This is a genomic window from Sphingobacterium sp. B16(2022) (assembly GCF_012030425.1).
Lineage (GTDB): Bacteria > Bacteroidota > Bacteroidia > Sphingobacteriales > Sphingobacteriaceae > Sphingobacterium > Sphingobacterium anhuiense.
Window position 1 is genome coordinate 215,937 of the sequence record NZ_JAAUVN010000002.1, and the last position, 18,619, is coordinate 234,555.

21 protein-coding genes are annotated in these 18,619 nt (G+C 35.2%); 10 read left to right on the plus strand and 11 right to left on the minus strand.

Annotation, left to right across the window (positions count from 1 at the left end; all coding sequences use genetic code 11):
* Nucleotides 1-55 precede the first annotated feature (55 nt).
* The 3 genes from HCX49_RS11370 to HCX49_RS11380 all read left to right on the plus strand — a co-directional run bounded on the left by HCX49_RS11370 (nt 56) and on the right by HCX49_RS11380 (nt 2,353).
* Nucleotides 56-775, plus strand: coding sequence for a ferritin-like domain-containing protein (locus HCX49_RS11370; RefSeq protein ID WP_021187857.1), 720 nt, complete (start codon nt 56-58; stop codon nt 773-775).
* A 19-nt stretch (nt 776-794) separates the two neighbouring features.
* Nucleotides 795-1,628 (plus strand): ferritin-like domain-containing protein, encoded by an 834-nt coding sequence (locus HCX49_RS11375; protein ID WP_132770882.1) that lies wholly within the window; start codon nt 795-797, stop codon nt 1,626-1,628.
* Between the two features lie 455 nt (nt 1,629-2,083).
* Entirely contained in the window at nt 2,084-2,353 is a 270-nt protein-coding gene (locus HCX49_RS11380) for a hypothetical protein (protein ID WP_031286882.1), read from the plus strand.
* Between the two features lie 117 nt (nt 2,354-2,470).
* Here the strand turns inward: HCX49_RS11380 and HCX49_RS11385 are convergent, their stop codons facing one another.
* Both HCX49_RS11385 and HCX49_RS11390 read right to left on the minus strand, forming a co-directional pair.
* Nucleotides 2,471-3,235, minus strand: coding sequence for an SDR family NAD(P)-dependent oxidoreductase (locus HCX49_RS11385; RefSeq protein WP_132770881.1), 765 nt, complete (start codon nt 3,233-3,235; stop codon nt 2,471-2,473).
* A gap of 67 nt (nt 3,236-3,302) precedes the next feature.
* Entirely contained in the window at nt 3,303-3,710 is a 408-nt protein-coding gene (locus HCX49_RS11390) for a helix-turn-helix domain-containing protein (protein ID WP_132770880.1), read from the minus strand.
* Nucleotides 3,711-4,063: 353 nt separating this feature from the next.
* Here HCX49_RS11390 and HCX49_RS11395 point away from each other — a divergent pair, with 353 nt between their 5' ends.
* The gene (locus HCX49_RS11395; RefSeq protein ID WP_132770879.1) at nt 4,064-4,570 is read left to right on the plus strand and encodes a GNAT family N-acetyltransferase; all 507 of its coding nucleotides are present in this window, start codon (nt 4,064-4,066) and stop codon (nt 4,568-4,570) included.
* Nucleotides 4,571-4,628: 58 nt separating this feature from the next.
* On the opposite strand, the gene HCX49_RS11400 is transcribed toward HCX49_RS11395, so the two are convergent.
* On the minus strand, nt 4,629-5,606 hold the full coding sequence (locus HCX49_RS11400; RefSeq protein WP_132770878.1) for a GlxA family transcriptional regulator: 978 nt from the start codon (nt 5,604-5,606) through the stop codon (nt 4,629-4,631).
* A 137-nt stretch (nt 5,607-5,743) separates the two neighbouring features.
* On the opposite strand from HCX49_RS11400, the gene HCX49_RS11405 reads away from it, so the two are divergent.
* The 6 genes from HCX49_RS11405 to HCX49_RS11430 all read left to right on the plus strand — a co-directional run bounded on the left by HCX49_RS11405 (nt 5,744) and on the right by HCX49_RS11430 (nt 10,439).
* Nucleotides 5,744-6,169 (plus strand): SRPBCC domain-containing protein, encoded by a 426-nt coding sequence (locus tag HCX49_RS11405; protein ID WP_132770877.1) that lies wholly within the window; start codon nt 5,744-5,746, stop codon nt 6,167-6,169.
* 18 nt (nt 6,170-6,187) lie between these two features.
* Nucleotides 6,188-6,637 carry an SRPBCC family protein gene (locus HCX49_RS11410; protein ID WP_021187851.1) on the plus strand — a complete coding sequence of 150 codons (450 nt, stop codon included), beginning with the start codon at nt 6,188-6,190 and terminating at the stop codon, nt 6,635-6,637.
* Nucleotides 6,638-6,648: 11 nt separating this feature from the next.
* Nucleotides 6,649-7,050 (plus strand): glyoxalase, encoded by a 402-nt coding sequence (locus tag HCX49_RS11415; protein WP_132770876.1) that lies wholly within the window; start codon nt 6,649-6,651, stop codon nt 7,048-7,050.
* Between the two features lie 291 nt (nt 7,051-7,341).
* Nucleotides 7,342-8,250, plus strand: a complete 909-nt coding sequence (locus HCX49_RS11420; RefSeq protein ID WP_132770875.1) for an NAD(P)/FAD-dependent oxidoreductase — start codon at nt 7,342-7,344, stop codon at nt 8,248-8,250.
* An 86-nt stretch (nt 8,251-8,336) separates the two neighbouring features.
* A complete protein-coding gene (locus HCX49_RS11425; protein ID WP_168127137.1) occupies nt 8,337-8,777 on the plus strand; it encodes a hypothetical protein in 441 nt (146 codons plus the stop codon).
* Nucleotides 8,778-8,915: 138 nt separating this feature from the next.
* Complete coding sequence (locus tag HCX49_RS11430; protein WP_206368410.1) at nt 8,916-10,439, plus strand: polysaccharide biosynthesis C-terminal domain-containing protein; 1,524 nt, start codon at nt 8,916-8,918, stop codon at nt 10,437-10,439.
* 272 nt (nt 10,440-10,711) lie between these two features.
* On the opposite strand, the gene HCX49_RS11440 is transcribed toward HCX49_RS11430, so the two are convergent.
* The 8 genes from HCX49_RS11440 to HCX49_RS11475 form a co-directional block, all read right to left on the minus strand.
* The gene (locus HCX49_RS11440) at nt 10,712-11,275 is read right to left on the minus strand and encodes a biliverdin-producing heme oxygenase (RefSeq protein ID WP_132770873.1); all 564 of its coding nucleotides are present in this window, start codon (nt 11,273-11,275) and stop codon (nt 10,712-10,714) included.
* 121 nt (nt 11,276-11,396) lie between these two features.
* On the minus strand, nt 11,397-12,677 hold the full coding sequence (locus HCX49_RS11445) for a S41 family peptidase (protein WP_168127138.1): 1,281 nt from the start codon (nt 12,675-12,677) through the stop codon (nt 11,397-11,399).
* Between the two features lie 283 nt (nt 12,678-12,960).
* Nucleotides 12,961-14,079: a cytochrome-c peroxidase gene (locus tag HCX49_RS11450; protein ID WP_168127139.1), complete on the minus strand. Its 1,119-nt coding sequence runs from the start codon at nt 14,077-14,079 to the stop codon at nt 12,961-12,963.
* A gap of 32 nt (nt 14,080-14,111) precedes the next feature.
* Nucleotides 14,112-15,080 carry a hypothetical protein gene (locus HCX49_RS11455; RefSeq protein ID WP_132770870.1) on the minus strand — a complete coding sequence of 323 codons (969 nt, stop codon included), beginning with the start codon at nt 15,078-15,080 and terminating at the stop codon, nt 14,112-14,114.
* Between the two features lie 70 nt (nt 15,081-15,150).
* Nucleotides 15,151-15,720: a hypothetical protein gene (locus HCX49_RS11460; protein WP_132770869.1), complete on the minus strand. Its 570-nt coding sequence runs from the start codon at nt 15,718-15,720 to the stop codon at nt 15,151-15,153.
* Between the two features lie 117 nt (nt 15,721-15,837).
* On the minus strand, nt 15,838-16,371 hold the full coding sequence (locus HCX49_RS11465; protein ID WP_168127140.1) for a hypothetical protein: 534 nt from the start codon (nt 16,369-16,371) through the stop codon (nt 15,838-15,840).
* Between the two features lie 99 nt (nt 16,372-16,470).
* The gene (locus HCX49_RS11470) at nt 16,471-17,457 is read right to left on the minus strand and encodes a hypothetical protein (protein WP_206368412.1); all 987 of its coding nucleotides are present in this window, start codon (nt 17,455-17,457) and stop codon (nt 16,471-16,473) included.
* A 43-nt stretch (nt 17,458-17,500) separates the two neighbouring features.
* Nucleotides 17,501-18,238, minus strand: a complete 738-nt coding sequence (locus tag HCX49_RS11475) for an HmuY family protein (RefSeq protein ID WP_132770866.1) — start codon at nt 18,236-18,238, stop codon at nt 17,501-17,503.
* Nucleotides 18,239-18,619: the final 381 nt, after the last annotated feature.

Sequence of the window (18,619 nt, forward strand, 5' to 3'; positions counted from 1 at the left end):
GTTGTCGTATATAAATTCATAAACTAAAAAATTATACACTAAAAACGAATATGTTATGGAAAAAATGTCATCTCAAAAAGAGTGTTTAGTAGAAGAAAACGAACATCTCGATAAAAAAGACCTTCGGAGAAGGGATTTCTTAAAATTTACCGGTGCAGGCGTGGCAAGTCTTGCCCTACTTGGGGTAACTGGTTGTAAAAAAGACCGCCATGATGAAGATATGGGGGCCGATGGTTTTTATTTTGGCAGTGGTGACATCGCTATTTTAAATTATGCCTACGCACTTGAGCAACTTGAAGCGGCTTTTTATATTCAGGTTGTAAATAGTCCATACTCTGGTATATCAGATTTGGAAAAGACTTACTTAACAGATATCAGGGATCATGAGGTTGCTCATCGCGAATTCTTTAAAAAAGCTTTAGGTGGGAAAGCTATTTCAAATTTAGAATTTAATCTTTCCGGTATTAACTTTTCAAGTAGGGAAAGTGTGCTTAGCACTGCCAAAACGTTTGAAGATCTGGGTGTCTCTGCCTATAATGGTGCTGGATGGCTGATCAAAGATGTCAACTACCTTGCCTTAGCAGGTAAAATTGTATCTGTTGAAGCTAGGCATGCTGCATTGATCAGAGATTTGATCGATAACGGAAGTTTTGCGAATATGGAAGTTATTGATTCAAATGGTTTAGATGTCGCTAAAAGCCCCACAATGGTACTTCAGGCGGCTTCCCCATTTATCAAATCTAAAATTGATGTAAAGGATTTACCTACTTATTAACCTTCTAAATCTTATTGTTATGAATCTATTAAATGTTTTTGACGAAATAAATAATGTTGATCCAGAATTTACTGATCGCATTAGTCCACGCAGAGAAGTTATTCGAAATATGACTTCTTTTGGAAAAAAGGTTACTTTGGCCGCATTACCCTTCCTTATAAGTGATCTTTTTAAAAAAGCTTATGGCGCGACAGCTCCTACAGATGTTAATGGTGTATTGAATTATGCGTTAACGTTGGAATATCTTGAAGCGGAATATTATACTAAAGGGGTTGCTGCCCCCAATCTAATTCCTTCAGGTAGACCCTTGGGAGCTATTACAACCATTCGTGATCATGAAAATGCGCATGTTAAATTTCTTAAGCAGGTATTAGGAGATAAGGCAGTTTCTAAACCTACTTTTGATTTTACAGCTGGAGGTACCTTTGGAAATGTTTTTAGTGATTATGATACATTCTTAGCTCTTGCTCAAGCTTTTGAAGATACTGGTGTCCGTGCATATAAGGGACAGGCAGGTATTTTGCTCGGAAATAAAGTTGTATTAACCGCCGCTTTACAGATACATTCGGTAGAGGCTCGTCATGCTTCGCATATACGTCAGATGCGTAGAGCAAGAGGGGGTGCTGCTGCAAACCAAAAACCTTGGATTACAGGTGCAAATGATAGTGGAATTGGTGCTGTTGTAGATCCAGTTTATATGGGGGAAGATAATAAAGTTCAAGCAAATGTTGATATTACAACCTTGAAAGGTGTTACAGGTAATTTATCTTTGGCTGCGGCTACTCAATCTTTTGATGAGCCTTTAGGAGCTGAGGCTGTTCTTAATATTGCAAGTCTGTTTATTAAAAATTAGTGTATAATGCTTTGAAGTGAGGCTCCTTGTTTGTTATGAACAGGGAGCTTTTTTTTGATACTATTTTTCAGTGCTCTGCAGTGAGAAACTTAACAGATATGAGGTTTAGTGTATCGGTTATGGTTTTTTCTGGTGCCGCTTTTTTTGTCTTGTATAAATTAATAAAAATTGTATTTTTAAATTTGATTCTTAAAACATTTTATTCTAATTATTTGTTTAACTATAAAAACATTACAAATCAGATAAATGCTATTTTGTACTGGATGTTGCTTATTATGTAGCTCTCGAACCAGTTAGGATATTTAACAAAAAATATCTGATAAAAACTTAGTTAAGCTAGAAGGATGTGTCTTTAAATAGTTTATTTCATAGGTTCACTCAATAAGTATTTGTAAGAATTCTTTTAAAAGATGTGTTTTTGATTTGATTAAGCTTAATACATTTTGTTTTATTAAATGACTATGCAATTTTTACCTGTTAATCAGAACCTATTACTCCAATTGCAAATTAGAGGTTACAATATATTAGCCTCTGCGCAAGGTATTGATCATGAAAATCCAAGTTACTATCCAATCCAAGTTTCTGATGTATGGGACTATCTCGTTCGCCTGGACTATACTTCTGGAATTGGGGAACCAGCACTAATTGTTATCGAAGATGCCCTTAGGAATATCAAAGAGCAACATTTTGATGGAGCTGTTTTTGTTGATTTTGAAGTTGACTAGACTAAGAAAAAAGAAATCATTAATTTAAAATGGTATTAAATTAATGATTTCAAATACTGCATGTTTCAAAGTGATATTTGAATACGCAGGTTTTAGTAGCTGAATTTTTTTATTCTTCTATAAGAACATGCCACCTGAAATTTCGATCCGCTGTGCATTGATCCATCTTGCGTCATCTGTACACATGAAAGCAACTACACCTCCGATGTCGTCTGGAAGTCCTACTCTTCCTAGTGCTGTTTGTGAAGCAATTGCTTCGTTAATTTGTTCGTTGTCTCGTACTAAACCATTTCCGAAATCAGTTTCAATTGCTCCTGGTGCAATTATATTGGATCTAATACCTCTTACTCCTAATTCTTTTGCCTGATATTTAGTTAAAGTTTCCATTGCTCCCTTCATTGCCGCATATGCCGCATAGCCGGGGGTAGCGAAACGAGCTAAGCCTGACGATACATTGATAATAGCACCGCCGTCACGTAGCAGTGGCAAAGCTTTTTGCGTTAGAAAGAAGGCTCCCTTAAAATGAATGTTTACCAAGTTGTCAAATTGTTCTTCAGTCGTTTCTGCAAAAGAAGCATGGATACCGATACCTGCGTTATTGATTAGAAAGTCGAACTTATCGGTATTAAATACCGATACAAGTGTCGATTTGAGATCAGTGAAAAAGTTGTCAAAGGTTTTGCTGTCCGCAACGTTAAGTTGTAAAGCCACAGCATTTACACCTAAGTTTTTAAGTTCTAGAACGGTGTTTTCTGCCTCAATTTTTTGTGACTGATAGGTTAAGATGATATCAATTCCTTTTGATGCGATTTTGAGTGCGGTATTTTTTCCTAGTCCACGGCTACCACCGGTTACAAGTGCAATTTTATTTTTTGTTTCCATTTGTTCTTTTTTTATTGAAAACAAAGTTAAATGACAAATGTTGATTAAAATGGTGACAGTTTAAGTATTATATCGCTATCTTATTAACTTCGGATGATAATGATTGGAAATAATCTACCCGATATTGCTTTGGAGTTTTTCCTGAAAAACGCTTAAAGAATTTGGTGAAGTTGGAGGGGTCATAGGTTAATGTGCGCGCAATTTCGGCAATTGACATATCGCTATTTTGTAAGAGTGATTTTGATATTTCTGTTAATCTATTTTCCATGAAATAGCAAGGTGAATACCCTGTTGCGGATTTGATTGTATTGCTGAGGTGAATAGGGTGAATGTAAAGCAAAGCTGCAAAATCTCTAATCTCAAACATTTGATCCTTTTTGCCCGATAATATATCTGTCAGATGGTTATCTACTTCTCGTAAAAAATCAGCAGTTATTTCATGTTGACGGCTTAAAAACTTTTTTGGAATTTTCATGTCTTCGAAAATGTAATTTTAATAATAAGTATCCCTTATTTTCTGTTTTAAAATAATAAAAGTACTGTTGAGCTCGAATGTAAATTTTGCTAATCTAAATGTAGCAATAAAAATTTTTTTTTTATTGCTGTATGTTTGTAATTACTTAGATCTTTTTAAGATAGCGTCAAATTTATTGACTTTTCACGTTGTTGTTAATGGTTTTAAATGAGTTGTGAAAAGTAAAAATAATTAGAAAATTATTATATTGATCTGCTTACTAAGGTGGACTATAGGCTTGCATATCAAACTTAAAATTTCCATCAGTAACTTGTTTCTCTCGAAAAATGAAAAATTAAACTAGTTAATGAAAAATGAATATTAATTTAAGTGATTATAAGCTAGAGCGTATAGCCCCACCTCAATGGCAAGATTATAAGTTAATCAGACTTGAGGCTTTAAAGACAAATCCCGAATTATTTGGTAGTTCATATGCAAAAGAAGTATTGTATAGTCAGGATGATTGGATTGCTTTACTGGAAAATGATGCACGGGCAATTTTTGCTTTATATCATTTAGATTTATTGATTGGTTTAAGTGGTGTAGTGCTGAATAGAGATAATCAATCTGAGGCCATTTTAATTTCTTCGTTCATCAAAGAGGCTTATCGTGGGAGGGAACTTTCTCAATTATTCTTTCAAGCCCGAATTGAATGGGCTAGGCAAAAGGAGTGTGCTCAGGTTATTGTATCACATCGGGCGGGTAATGAAGCTTCAAAAGCTGCGAATCAGCGATGTGGTTTTGTGTATAATTATTCAAAAGAATCACTATGGCCGGATGGTTTATTGGCTGAGGAATTAATGTATTGCTTGTCGCTATAAATGTAAATGATCGATAATAGTGATTTGTGATCTTTGGATTGGTTTATGATTTTTAGGTTTATATTTCATCTCCAAGTTTTGAAAATTTGTTTCTGTACTCTATTGGGGTTAAGCCTGTTATTTTTTTGAAAATATCTCTAAACGCTTTTGTATCCGTATAACCTACGTTAAACATGACTTCGGAGACATTCTTTCGTGAGGCTTCAAAATGATTTTTTGCAGCTTCTATGCGTACGCGTTGCATATATTCGATAGGTGTATTGTTTGTAGCATCTTTAAATCTTCTTTCAAACGTTCTACGACCAATATTGATGAGTTTCGCTAAATCTTCTACAGTAATCTTTTCTTCGTAATTTTTTTCTATATAATCCTGTACTTTTTGGATATCAGTGTGGTTATGGTTTCTTTGACCTCTAAAAATTGCAAATTGAGACTGGTTATCTCTTCCGATATCCAATGCAAAATATTTTGATATCATGACAGCAGTTTCTCGATCTGAATATTTTTCGACCAGATACAGTATTAAATTCCATAAACTGTTTGCACCGCCACTACTATAGATATTCTCGTGTTCGGTGATCACAGCTCCATCTTCGATCTCGACTGCAGGGTATCTTTGTTTAAACTCGTTTATGTATGCCCAATGGGTGGAACACTTTTTTCCATCTAATAATCCTGTTTCTGCTAGTAAAAAAGCTCCTACACATAAGCTTGCAAGGCTTGTTCCTTTTAAATGAAGTTTTCTGAAATAGGATATGGCCTCTTCATTTGCTTTTATCCCTTTATCCATATCTCCAAATGTTGGAGGGATAATGAGGAGGTCTGTTTTAGTAACTTCAGATAATAAGCGATTTGTTTTTATGGTATACTCTCCGTTATTTGCGGTGATATATTCATTTAAGCCAACATATTCGACATTGAAAATGGGTCTCTTGCCAAAGAAGGTAAGAAATTCATTAGCGGTTTGAAAAGTACGAAATGCGGGTGTAATGCCTTCTATTGTACCATGTTGTGGAACGAAAATGGAAATTTGCATATCTCTTAATTTAGTTATATAAATGTACAAATAGTTTTTGTCGTTATCCACCCCTATAGTTGTCGTTTTTACAACATGTGACATTTTGAAATGATCTCCATCTTTGTATAAGCATTATAAACATAAAGAAAAGAGGAATGATACAATCAACAAAAATTAACGTTACAGCAATAGTAGATGCTCCCATCGAGATCGTATGGGACGCTTGGAATACACCTAGTGATATCATGCAATGGAATAGTGCAGATCCAAATTGGCACTGTCCTGCAAGTGAAAATGATGTCTGGGTAAATGGAAAATTTAAAAATAGAATGGAAGCTAAAGATGGTAGTTTTGGCTTTGATTTTGAAGGTATTTATGATAAGGTCGAATTGTTTAAGGAGTTGGCTTACAGCATGAATGATGGAAGAAAGGTACGTACCGTATTTACGGAAAAGGATGGTAAAACAACTCTTTCGACAGTTTTTGATGCGGAGAGCGAAAATGAGTTTGAAGTTCAAAAACAAGGATGGCAAGCCATTTTGAATAGTTTTGTAAAATATGTAGAATCTAAAAATTATTAATTCCTAAAATTTAATGTCATGAAAAAGAATACAGTTTCCTTACATCGCATTATTCAGGCCAGTCCTGAAAAAGTGTTTCGTGCTTTTGCTGATCCAATAGCACATGCCACCTGGTTACCTCCTTATGGTTTTATATGTACAGTGCAACAAATGGACTTTAAAGTAGGTGGTAACTTTAAAATGACTTTTATAAATTTCAGCACTGGCAATGGGCACTCTTTTGGTGGAGAATATTTAGAGATTTTACCGAATGAATCAATTAAATATAGTGATCGTTTTGATGATCCTAATCTTCCGGGAGAAATGATAACGACAGTTTCACTGAATAAGGTGTCCTGTGGTACTGAACTTCAAATTGTACAAGAAAATATTCCAGATGTAATACCTGTTGAAATGTGCTATTTAGGTTGGCAGGAATCATTAGATAAAATGAAGAGATTGGTTGAACCTGAAATACCTGATGCATAATTTATAGCAATATGTTATTTCAGAGAACCGATAAAATGATGAATGGTGTTTTTATTACATTTTCAGGAAATTGTAAGAAAGCACTTCAATTTTACCAAAATTGTTTTGGTGGTAAGTTGTATTTTGAAGCATTTAAAAATGAGATGAATAACTATTCGGAGTCACCTATAATTATTGGCTCATTAATTTCTGATATGATTGTAATTCATGGTTCAGATTTGGTACATAATGAAGGTCGTCAGGTCGGAAATTATTTATCTATATTTCTGCATTGTAATGATGCGGGAGATCGCAAATTATTAATTCATAAATTGAAAGTTAATAGAAAGATTACTTATACTCCAGATGAAATCAAACAAAGCTTGATTGAAATAACGGATGCATTTGATGTACGTTGGATATTGGCTATTTAGAAGATAGCTTCTAATTTATTCGTATTATAAAAATGAAAAAAGGCTAACTTAAACTTTAAGATAGCCTTTTTTATTGAGTAGTGTTTTCAATAATTTTGGAAAATAATTGAAATTATATGGTTTGTAGGCATGTTAATTTATTCATACAAATTTTGATAGAAATGCATCTGTCATGAAAGAGTAAGAAATAATAATATCTATCAATGTTATTGCAATTAAGTTGCGATAGTTATTACCTTTAATACACCATCCCACAAAAGTAATTGTTGGATGGTGTATTAAAGGTTTATTATGAAAGAAAATAGAATTTATGATGTCATCATTATTGGAGGTAGCTATGCTGGTCTTTCTGCTGCCATGGCATTAGGGCGTTCTTTGCGAGATGTGTTGGTAATTGATAGTGGAATTCCGTGCAATCGACAGACGCCACACTCTCATAATTTCTTGACACAAGATGGTAAGACACCCTTGGAGATTGCTACCATAGCAAAGCAACAGGTTGAGCAATATGAAAGCATTATTTTTGAAAATGGTGTCGTGACAGATGGTAGGTTTGCGTCAGAAGGTTTTGAGATCTGTACTGAAGAAGGGAATATTTATATCGGTAGGAAACTTATTTTTGCAACTGGAGTTAAGGATATTTTTCCTGATATAAAGGGTTTTTCTGCATGCTGGGGGATTTCAGTTATTCATTGCCCTTACTGTCACGGTTATGAATTTAAACATCAAAAAACCGGTATTATTGGAAAAGGGGATAAGGCAATCCATCTATCTTCATTAGTTCATAATCTCACTGATCAATTACAGGTTTTGACAAGAGGTGAAGCAAATTTTGAAGAAGAACAAAAAGATAAATTAGCTAAAAATCAAATTGGTATAATTGAAACTGAAATTGTAGAAATTGTCCACAAAGACGGATATGTTAAGCAATTGGTGTTTGATGATGGTCGAACAGAAAGTTTTGATGCGGTGTATGCTCCAGTTCCCTTTGTACAGCATTTAGACCTGCCGGTGAATTTGGGATGTGAGCTTACTGAGGCTGGGCATATTAAAGTTGATAGTTTTCAGAAAACCAATATTCCAGGTGTTTTTGCCTGTGGTGACTCCACCACAATGATGCGCTCCGTAGCAAGTGCTGTTAGTACTGGAAATACAGCTGGAGCGATGGTTAATATGGAATTAACACAGGAAGAGTTTTGATGATGAATCTTAAAGGACGATTTGCTTTAACCAAATAATTGGGTGTAAACTATTTGATTCTATTATTTGTTTATAATAATAAAACTATGTCTAGATTGTTCGTCATTACTTCTTTTATATTTCTCACTTTTGTTGCATGCCAACCAAATACCTCTCATCAGAGGCTAGCTGTGAAAGACAAGTCTCAGGATACCGAATTGCATCGGCAGTCCGGAATTACTTTTTTAGAGGGAGGTCTTACTCATAAAATGGAGAAAAAATCAGGTATTACAGACACTATTTTTATATCTGTCCATAAACCGGATTCCGCTCATATTATACTTGAAAGTCCAACCAATACGGCAAATATCCGTATTGGTCAGCTTTTTTCTCCAAACGGGAGTTCTGATGGTCCATTCGGAAAAGTCCTCGAATATCGATTTACAGACACAGGCCAATATTATATTACGGTTAGTGAGAATCTTATGGTTGGTGATCATTATAACGGAGCTTATCAGGTGCGAATTATAAATGGTCTGTCAAAATAAGATCTTTACTTTAAATGGCGTGGCCAATAGTTGATTATTATTAGTATTAGTCCAGCTTTTTATCTTACCATATGCTTTCGTTTTGTATTATAGCAATTAAGAAAGTTTCACTAATATTGTGTCAAAATCTATAATTTATTGACGGCTATAAAACAATTGGCAGGACAAACCCTGTGGTATGGTGTAAGTAACATTGGAGCAAAATTTCTAAACTATTTACTGACACCTATTCTTACTTACCTGATGATAGATTCTTCAGGTGTACGAGATTATGGTGGTTACAGTTTATTGTATTCTTGGATTGCTGTAGCAAATATTATATTTACCTATGGTTTTGAAACGGGGTATTTTCGTTTTTCAAATACACAAGGTGTAGACCGACACTCACTTTTTCAAACAGCGTTTGGTTCAATATGGCTCAGTACCGCATTACTCATTACGTTTATTTCTTTTTTTACTGTTCCAATCAACAATTTTATGAACCTTGATGGACATCCAGAATACATTTTGTGGTGTCTTTATCTGATTGGATTAGATGCAATAACTGCTATTCCATTTGCTAAATTACGACAGGAAAACCGTCCCAAAAGATACGCTTTTGTAAAATTATCCGGTATTATTATCAATATACTGTTTACTTTATTTTTCTTAATATGGTTGCCTAAATATGCGGTGCATCATCCGGACGATGCTATTGTACATTGGTTCACTACTAATAACCGGATAGGGTTTTTAATCTTAGCAAATGTGTTTCAAAATCTCTTTGTATTCTTATTATTATTTTCAGAATGGAAGAGTTTCAGGTTTAAGATAAATTTCAATCTTTGGAAACAGCTTTTTAAATATAGTGCCCCTATGATTTTTATTGGGTTAGCGGGCATGATAAACGAAGTAATGGATCGGCAAATGCTGGCGAAATTGCTGTCACAGGATGTCGATGCGCAAAGTGTCGTTGGGATTTATTCAGCAAACTATAAATTAGCGATCTTTATTACGTTATTTATACAAGCATTTAAAATGGCTGCAGAACCATTTTTCTTCAATAAATCCAAAGACAAAAATGCACCGGCTCTGTATGCAACTGTGATGAAATGGTTTGTAATCACACTTTCTTTAGCTTTTCTTTTTTCTGCTTTATATCTTGACGCCTGGAAATATATGGTCGGGGCTTCCTATCGTTCCGGTTTGGGCATCGTACCGATACTTTTATGTGCTAACATATGCTTGGGAATATATTATAATCTTTCAGTATGGTATAAACTGACTGATCGGATGCGTATGGGTTTGTATATCACGATATTTGGTTCTGTTATTACGCTCGTTGGTAATTATTTTTTTATTCCCTATTGGGGCATGTATGCAGCCGCATGGACTACCTTGATCTGTTATGCGAGTATGATGTTAGTGACTTATTTCATTGGTCAAAATTATTACTATATACCCTATCCTGTAAAAAAAATAGGAATATATCTATTGGCAATGTTGCTATGTTTCTTTATGAAAAGGAGTATTGATGTATATTCCGATTCTTGGACTCAAGATATGCAACTTTTATTACGTATTCCTGTTGCTTTTATTCTGATGATACTTTATGTTTTTTTTATAGTAAAAATGGAGAGGAAGGAATTAAAAAATATACCATTAATAGGCAAGTATATTTAATCTGGTAATTATTAGCCAGACTCACTATTTACAAAAATTTATAATTTGTTAGTCCCAATAAAAAATCGAGACTAACATGTACTTATTAAATGATATGATCAGGTTTTGTTTAGAACGACCAATTACAAGATTTTGCGGCAAAGAAAAATACGGCTAACCAAACTAAACCTTTAAAAAGGAAAAAGAGAAAAGCACCTACGCCTAAGCGTTTTACCCATTTTGTTTTATCATTTTTTTGCTCCATTCGTAAATATAAACAATAATGCTGTGTTTTAGTTTACATTTACAATAGGGGAAAATACGTTTCCAAAATTGTAGAAAGTTTGATTTGCCTTCTCTGTCGCAAGTGTATAGCTCTCAGGATCTTCGGCATGTTTATTTAAGACAGTCGTGAATCCTGCCCACATTTCGCGACTGTTTTCACCATACCCTTCAAAAAACGAAGTGCCTTTAGTAATTCCATATTTGTTCAGCATCTGCACAATGTATGGCCCACCCATAATTGATCCCTCAAGAACATAAAGTGAGCTTAGGGCTTCTAACACATTGTTAACTAGAGGAGCATTAGCTTCTGGAAGATTTTCTACACTTCCGCCCAATGCTTCGATATCCTTTTTTATATAAGAAGAATTACGACGATCTGCTAGATCGGGCAAAATATCCGAAGTTACAAAAGGTGCAATACGATCTTCAACGGCACGGAAATAGGCATAAAAACCTTTTAGAACCTTTGTGTAATCTGCATCTGAACGAATACTTTTTAATTGACGTACGATTTTACCTTCTACGTTTTGGTGAGCAGCATGTGTTTGCTCTTTAATATGTTGACTAAGCATTTTTCTAGTATTTAGTTATAATTATTCTATACAAATATTCGTATTTATTTTAAAACCTTTATGCTGTATAATGATTTATCATCTATGAAAAACGATCTGAATTAAATTGTACATAATTTTTTTAGTTCTTTAATTGAAAATTTGTTTTAAACAGCAGGTTCTCACCTATTGTTTCTGGCCAAAAGACGAAAGGAGGATTATCTTTAATATTATCAACACCTTTTTCCAGCTTAGAGTCTGTAATAGAAACAATGTCTTGCAGTGTAGATGCTAGCCAAGGCTCCTTCGGATTACCTATATGTAGGTCTGTTTTTGGGGAGGCTAGGGAAATATCGACAGACATTCCATCAAAATAGTCCGACCAACCATTAGCATTACGAATCAAGAATGATGCAAAATAAATGTCGAAAGCATCAATTTTAAGAGAGAAAAATCCTACTGGCTTTCCAAAAGTTTTCTGACCAATAAGTCTCACCGGAAAGTAAGGTTTAAAACTACTAATAAGAAGTTCACTAGCTGATGCGGTACGTCCGGATACAATAAATGATAAGTGTTGTAATGTGTTGAATACTCCTTTCTTGACGAAATAATGTGTATTGGCTTTTTCACTATAGTCTACATCGGCCAAAGTTGCGGAACGGCCTTTATATTGTACAGGATTTCCATTTGCATCTAAATAGGGTTGTTTACCTAAAAGAGTAGCCTTGCCATTTTGGACATTCGGATGAAATTGTTCACTGAACATGATTTTCCCATCCAGTTTTTGAGGTACAATCAAATTGGCCAAATATTCCGCTGTCTCAACATATCCGCCGCCATTGTGACGAAGATCTAAAATCAGATGAGTTACTTGTTTATTCGAAAGCTCTTTAAAAAGTCTATCGAGTTCTGTCTTAACGATAGCTAATTCGGGAAATGAAGCAATGTAAAGGTAGGCTATGTATTTTTTACCTGAAGTCCAATAGGACAGGTGTGTAGCATATTTATATTGGTGCTCCATGCTTGCAAGATGCCCGCTACTTTTTTTTGTGTTTCTACTGCGCTCCAGATAAGAGTATTTGGGTTTTCCTTCAATTGGAGACCATTCATATGGTTTGCCATTATGGGCCAATGAGTATTGACTTATTGCGAAAAGCTCACGTTCATAAGCAGTCTGTTCGGGACTAATGCTTCCAAACTTCTTACGAGGAGTAAAATCTGTATAGGAGGGAAGTGATTCCTGCCATCGGTATAATTGTTGAGCATACAAAAAAATTGAATCGAGAATCAGTTCTTTTTTTGTTCCAATGTCAGGACTTAGCCTCTCATCTTGTGTTATAGTTTTATTTCCATGGTCTCTACAGGCACTTAAGAGTAATAATAAACAAATACCAATAGGAGCGGCATGACCCAATAGTTTCATTTGTTTCCTAATAAATTTAGTTGATTTGCCCATATATTTACTTAAATGATTCTTTTACGCCAAATAGACTTTATACTACTGATGTTGAATCCGCTTGAGAATCAATTGATTTAATTTTGCTGTCCCACTGGCTATAAATGAGAAGTTAATCAATCTTTAGTTTTTTTTAACTTTATTTTTCCTTTTAAATTTCTATTTTTGTACCAATTTATTTAATATTGATGCCTCCATATCTGTGGATAGTCAAAGATCCCAAAGGCGACCTCCTTTGGGATTTTTTATTTTAGGGTAATATTGGTCTATCATTCTTTATCGGTTTACTGGATAAGCTAGCCAGAAAAGCAATGATATTTTCCTGCTCTTTACTGCTGAGTCTTAAATTCTGTATATGTGGTGATAATATGCCATTAATCTGCTGACCAGTCTTTTGAGGCATTCCTTGGCTTAGTAAGTTGACTAATTCACTCAAAGTAGCAATACTACCATTGTGCATATATGGTGCAGTATTTGTGACGTTTCTTAATCCAGGCGTACGAAATTTACCTTTGTCACTTTCTAATTTAGAAGACTCAAATCGTCCGTTGTCCAATGCACCTTTGTTCGTTACTGCATAGCCGAGATTATGAAAATCTAAGTCCGTAAAATACGGACCGTTGTGACAATTGATACACTTTCCTTTCGTGCGGAACAAATGTAATCCCTCGAGCTGTTGGTCATTTAGCGCCTGATAATCACCTTGGACAAACCTATCAAATGCAGTTTCTCCACTGCTAATGGATTTGGAATAAGCAGCTATTGCATCTAGCAAACCCTCTATTGTCATATTCTTATTATTATAAGCCGATTCATACAGATCTACATAACCAGGTATGGACATTAGTTTGGAAGATAAAGAACTCGTATTTCCGCCCATTTCAATTGGCGAATTGATAGCTTCTGCAATTTGTTCACGATAGGTTTTCGCACGCCCATCGTGAAAGAGATTCCCTTCCAAGTACCAGACATTTTCCATGGATGGTGTGTTACGGTGATGTAAAGCTATACCATCAGCTGTTGTTTTCTGATCGATCCAGTAGGTGTCCGGATTATGGCACGAAGCACAGGTCTTCAAGCCATTACCTGTACGGGGATCAAAAAAAAGCGCTTTTCCCAAAGCAATAAGCTCAACCTTATCATTTGAAGGATTTTTGGGCAATGCTGCTAGTTCTCGTATCTCAATATTTTTATACCATTCTGCGACTGGCCACTGTGCGCTACTTTTACTGTATTTTTCTCGTAGCGTTTCTTCTGGGGTAGGTGTAATTGTCGGCTCCTCCGGCGATGACTTACCCTTACTACAGCTGTATAAAAAAGTGGTTAGTAAAGTTGCAAGGATTACCTGTTTTGGCAAGTATAAGTTCATTAACAACATCAAAAAAGCTTTATTATAAGATGTTAATTTAATGTAATGGACTGTTCGTATTCAGTCATTACTTTGTCAGATTTATCTATTATTTTCAATCTTGTTAACTGGTTACCTTGTATAGTTGTTGGTATCGGTATTGTAACAGTCATTTTTGCTACGTCAAATATTGCATTGTTTAATTTGTAGGTGTTGTTGAGGTTATCAATAGCAATAAAATGATCAAAATCTGCTTTGAAGAATAATTCATAAATTGATTTATTTGCAATCGGCATCACCAGATTTTCTCCTTTTTTTACGGTGTAGTTGCCCAATTTGATTAAGTTGTAGAACTCGGGTAACAATACATCGAAGGGATCAGTTAATACAGTATAACGACCCGATACCAATTTCAGGCGATATGTGCCAGGCTTAAGATCATCTGGACGAGTAAAATTAACTGCGAAAGTGCTTGGGGGCTGGTTAAAAGAAAGTAAGGTTTCTTTACCATCATTATCTACGATATACCCTTTAGTTTGAGCTTCGTTTGGTATAATGTTTTCTCCAACTAAAACAAATGGGTTTGTTCCTGGTAAATAGAGACGATAAGGCGAAAGGAAGTTAATTTTCACCTGTAATAAGGGTTGGTTGACTTGAAAAGATAATGTATAGTTTTTGCTGGAACCATCCTGTGCTCTTACGGTATAGATAATGGGTTTGTCAGACTTTAATTGTATTGGCGTACCCGAAGCAGGAGTCACAGTGGCTAGGTCAGAAATCTTTACGGTCGGTGTGATGCTTTCTGGTTGGTCCACCAGCGGTGGCCAGTATAGGATAATACGGTCTTCCACAATACTTGCCGACAAGGTCTTGCCCGAGGCATCTTTGATGCTAAACGATTCGATTTCGTTATATGGTAGATTGGGGGTTTCTTTTTTGCAAGACCAAGATACCATAGTCAGCATGAAAATAGCCAACAATTGGAATGTACGTATTTGTTTTTTAGATATTGAAAGTAGCATGATTTTTTTTTATAAAAAGATATCGCAACCCATTCACCGGTTGCGACATCTTTTAAGAAATTATTGTTGTTTAAAGCGCTTTATATTCGATATTAGCATCGGCCTTTACCTGCAATTGACCAGCAACTGTTTGTTGACCTACATTGCTGAAGTTATTGAGTTTTACGGCATATAAGGCACCTGAAGAATTACCTACCAAAACAGTTAATGGTTGAATTGCCTCATTTGCATTGGTTGATAAATCGTAATCATACCAAGTACCACTTCCTAGTGATGTTACTGGTGTAGCGGTACTCCAATTGGATGCAGAAACAGCCGAGATGTCCGCAGCTACTGTTCTGATTTCATAACCAGCATTGGCTTTGATCGATCCGTTGACATGGCTAAAGAATGCAACCTGTCCACTGTTACCTAGACTTTGAGAACCTGTTGTAAAATCTACATAAACAGCAGGCCAGTTTGCTGCATTTCTTGGACTCCACCATTGACCATTGATCGTCAAGCTCGTATTCGCTTTTGTCTGAGTAAGTGCCAAAGGCGCTGTTACTTGTTCTGTTGTTGGCGCTGCTGCCCATACCGCTGCCGATAGCACTGTTACGGCCATTGCCGATTGTAAGATTGTTTTAATGTTTAATTTCATGTTGACCTCCTGTTTTTTATTTATTTAATATTGATGCCACCTTGGCATACTGTGAATGCATGTTATTACTATTTAAACCATATGTTTGAAAAATACATTTTAATAATATAAAGTTTTTTATAAAACTTTATATTCAATGTTTAGATCAGTTTTCATTTGAATTTGGCCATTAACTATTTTTTGTTGTATATCATTGAAGCTATTTAGAGTTAATGCATACAACGCTCCAGAACTGTTGCCAACCATTACAGTAATTGGTTGAATTGGTAGGATGCTAATTGTTGATAAATCAAATTCATACCACTCGTTTTTTTCTAGTGATGTTACTACATTAGCAGCAGACCAATCAGATGCCGAAACAGCCGACATGTCTGCCATTACTGTTCTAATTTCGAAACCTGCATTGGCACGAATAGTTGCATTGACAAAACTGGATAATGTGATTTGTCCACCATTACTTAAGCTTTGGTTACCTGTAGTAAGATCTAAATAAATAACAGGCCAGTTTGCAACATCTGAAGGAGTCCACCATTGACCTATTACGGTGAAGTTGGTATTTGCTTTTGTTTGAGTAAGAGGCAAAGCAGCTGTAGCCTGTTCTGTTTTTGGAGTTGTTGCCCACACTGTTGCCGAAAGCACTGTTACAGCCATTGCTGATTGTAAGATTGTTTTAATGTTTAATTTCACGTTGACCTCCTGTTTTTTATTTTTTTAATGTTGATGCCACCTTGGCATACTGTGAATGCATATTTATGATTCTGTTATCGTACTTGAATTTTGTTGTGTTTTCACGATATCAGCCCAGTCTTTGAACTGGAATTTGATCTGAACATTTTCGAAATTCCCTGTTGGAAGGTTTGCCGGTAACGAAACCTGCATTTCGCTACGGGTATGGGATTTGATTGTAAGCGGATAATCTTTGCCATTAAGTGTCATAATAACTGCTGTAGGATCAAGTATTACTTTGCTTAAATAGGCTTTGATTGTCCAATCCGTGTTTTTAGCTAGTTTTAAACCTGATAATGTTAAAGCCACATCTGGTTGTCGATAGGTAATCTTGATCGGATTGGCTAATTTAATGGTATGATTAAGATTGGTCACTTCGACATCGTATATGCCCGCTAGGATATCCGAAGGAATACGATTTTCCCGTTCTGTGCCAGAATAAGATAGTTGATATCCTAAAGGAGAAACTTTTAAACTATTCGGCGTTGGCATCTGAACACGTTGCTTCGTCTCTTGGTTGATGAGTACTATACTGACTAGAGTAGAGTTTGTATGCATGAAAGTTCCGTTTATTGCAGGGAAAGCGGTTCCTGGTCCTTGTGTCAGCGCAATGGAAGATGTTGATGCAAAAGCCGCTTCAAAAGAAGGTGTACTTTGTAATTCAATCTTTAATTTGTAAGTACGTGCTGTTCCTGTTGCGGATTTTACAGTATATGTTTTATCCTTTTCATCCGTTTTAACGGGCAGAATCTCTTCCACGATTTTGGCTCCAGATGATACCTGGATTGTAGGATCAATTACTAATAATCCATAATAATAGGGTAAGTAAACCGTTATGGTATTTTCCCCATTATCTATAGCACCATAGATAACATCGTCATTCGGGAGGTTGGTCACCTTATATTCCAGTATTTTGTCGCTGGGAAGTAAAGGCAGATCCTCCGTTTTAGTACAGTTACTAAACAGTAACCCTAGGAATAGTATGCTTATAAAAGTGTATATTCTTTTCATTTTATCTAAATATTGAACTATCGTATTTTATGGATATTATTATTTAATTCTTGATTTCAAATTTGGTACTCCCGGATTTCGCTAATACATATTGGAAAGTAAAGAATGGTGTGGGTGAAGTTTTATACCAATCTTTTGGATCTAATAAGTCTTTGTAGATGCTCTGAATTTTGATTTTTGCATAATTGCCATTAGCTGTGCGTACTACCAAGGTATGCCCTTCAATTGGATAACAAACATGCTTTTTGTTTTCGGCTCCACCACCTTTGATGTCTCCACCAAAATCATATAGATACCATCCCAGACCTTCTCCAAAAGTTCCAGAGTCATCTGTTCCATAGGCCTTTTCTCCTCTACGGAATTCAGCATCGGAGGGAATATCTATAACATCTTCAAATTTTTTCTTGACTAGATAAATTCCACCTTTACCAGGTCCACCTACTCCGTATCCATTTGAACTATTATTGCAATTGACAAAACTCCTGTATATCTCTGCGAAAGAAATATCCCAACGTGTTGTCAGCCTATAATCTGGCGTAATAGCCTTATTCTGTTCTAAACTATAATATATAGGCGATTGCTTCGTTGTGGGTAAAGTTCCCGTTGGTAAGTCCTCTCCAAAGTTCTTTACTGAAATTAAGCGATTGAACATTCCTTCTGAAATTTCTGGATTAGGTTCTGGTTCTATTTTAGGATCGCTTTTACTGCAGGCGCCTAGCAATGTTAAAAAAACAAAGATTGCAACGAATTTTAAAAGGGTATTAGTTTTTGTTATTTTCATTTTTAGTGCTATATATTGTAATACTATAATTTCAATTATTCCCGTGGTTATATGATCAGGTTATTTGATTGCTATCTTTATTTATATTAATTCTAAATAATAGTAAAGGTAATGAGTTTAGCTTATCCATTGTATATTAAAAATGATATTTAATCTATGCTTTTTGCTTTTTAGAGTTTAGCTTTTAAGCTTATTTGTTAGTTGTAATAATCAACAAATATTTCTTGTTAAATAGCTGTTAATTAGAAGTTTAATATTTTTTTAAGGATAATCACTAGCCTGTGGATTATTAAGAGATTTGGAATCATTTACTCATTAATACACTATGGTATAATTGCGTTTTTATTTTTATGATATGATCAGCATCTATGAAAATTACTT

What these genes read in the sequence shown, in the direction of transcription:
- HCX49_RS11370 (WP_021187857.1), top strand. Translation starts at nt 56, where the DNA reads ATGGAAAAAATGTCATCTCAAAAAGAGTGTTTAGTAGAAGAAAACGAA.
- HCX49_RS11375 (WP_132770882.1), top strand. Translation starts at nt 795, where the DNA reads ATGAATCTATTAAATGTTTTTGACGAAATAAATAATGTTGATCCAGAA.
- HCX49_RS11380 (WP_031286882.1), top strand. Translation starts at nt 2,084, where the DNA reads ATGACTATGCAATTTTTACCTGTTAATCAGAACCTATTACTCCAATTG.
- HCX49_RS11385 (WP_132770881.1), bottom strand. Translation starts at nt 3,235, where the DNA reads ATGGAAACAAAAAATAAAATTGCACTTGTAACCGGTGGTAGCCGTGGA.
- HCX49_RS11390 (WP_132770880.1), bottom strand. Translation starts at nt 3,710, where the DNA reads ATGAAAATTCCAAAAAAGTTTTTAAGCCGTCAACATGAAATAACTGCT.
- HCX49_RS11395 (WP_132770879.1), top strand. Translation starts at nt 4,064, where the DNA reads ATGAATATTAATTTAAGTGATTATAAGCTAGAGCGTATAGCCCCACCT.
- HCX49_RS11400 (WP_132770878.1), bottom strand. Translation starts at nt 5,606, where the DNA reads ATGCAAATTTCCATTTTCGTTCCACAACATGGTACAATAGAAGGCATT.
- HCX49_RS11405 (WP_132770877.1), top strand. Translation starts at nt 5,744, where the DNA reads ATGATACAATCAACAAAAATTAACGTTACAGCAATAGTAGATGCTCCC.
- HCX49_RS11410 (WP_021187851.1), top strand. Translation starts at nt 6,188, where the DNA reads ATGAAAAAGAATACAGTTTCCTTACATCGCATTATTCAGGCCAGTCCT.
- HCX49_RS11415 (WP_132770876.1), top strand. Translation starts at nt 6,649, where the DNA reads ATGTTATTTCAGAGAACCGATAAAATGATGAATGGTGTTTTTATTACA.
- HCX49_RS11420 (WP_132770875.1), top strand. Translation starts at nt 7,342, where the DNA reads ATGAAAGAAAATAGAATTTATGATGTCATCATTATTGGAGGTAGCTAT.
- HCX49_RS11425 (WP_168127137.1), top strand. Translation starts at nt 8,337, where the DNA reads ATGTCTAGATTGTTCGTCATTACTTCTTTTATATTTCTCACTTTTGTT.
- HCX49_RS11440 (WP_132770873.1), bottom strand. Translation starts at nt 11,275, where the DNA reads ATGCTTAGTCAACATATTAAAGAGCAAACACATGCTGCTCACCAAAAC.
- HCX49_RS11445 (WP_168127138.1), bottom strand. Translation starts at nt 12,677, where the DNA reads ATGAAACTATTGGGTCATGCCGCTCCTATTGGTATTTGTTTATTATTA.
- HCX49_RS11450 (WP_168127139.1), bottom strand. Translation starts at nt 14,079, where the DNA reads ATGAACTTATACTTGCCAAAACAGGTAATCCTTGCAACTTTACTAACC.
- HCX49_RS11455 (WP_132770870.1), bottom strand. Translation starts at nt 15,080, where the DNA reads ATGCTACTTTCAATATCTAAAAAACAAATACGTACATTCCAATTGTTG.
- HCX49_RS11460 (WP_132770869.1), bottom strand. Translation starts at nt 15,720, where the DNA reads ATGAAATTAAACATTAAAACAATCTTACAATCGGCAATGGCCGTAACA.
- HCX49_RS11465 (WP_168127140.1), bottom strand. Translation starts at nt 16,371, where the DNA reads ATGGCTGTAACAGTGCTTTCGGCAACAGTGTGGGCAACAACTCCAAAA.
- HCX49_RS11470 (WP_206368412.1), bottom strand. Translation starts at nt 17,457, where the DNA reads ATGAAAAGAATATACACTTTTATAAGCATACTATTCCTAGGGTTACTG.
- HCX49_RS11475 (WP_132770866.1), bottom strand. Translation starts at nt 18,238, where the DNA reads ATGAAAATAACAAAAACTAATACCCTTTTAAAATTCGTTGCAATCTTT.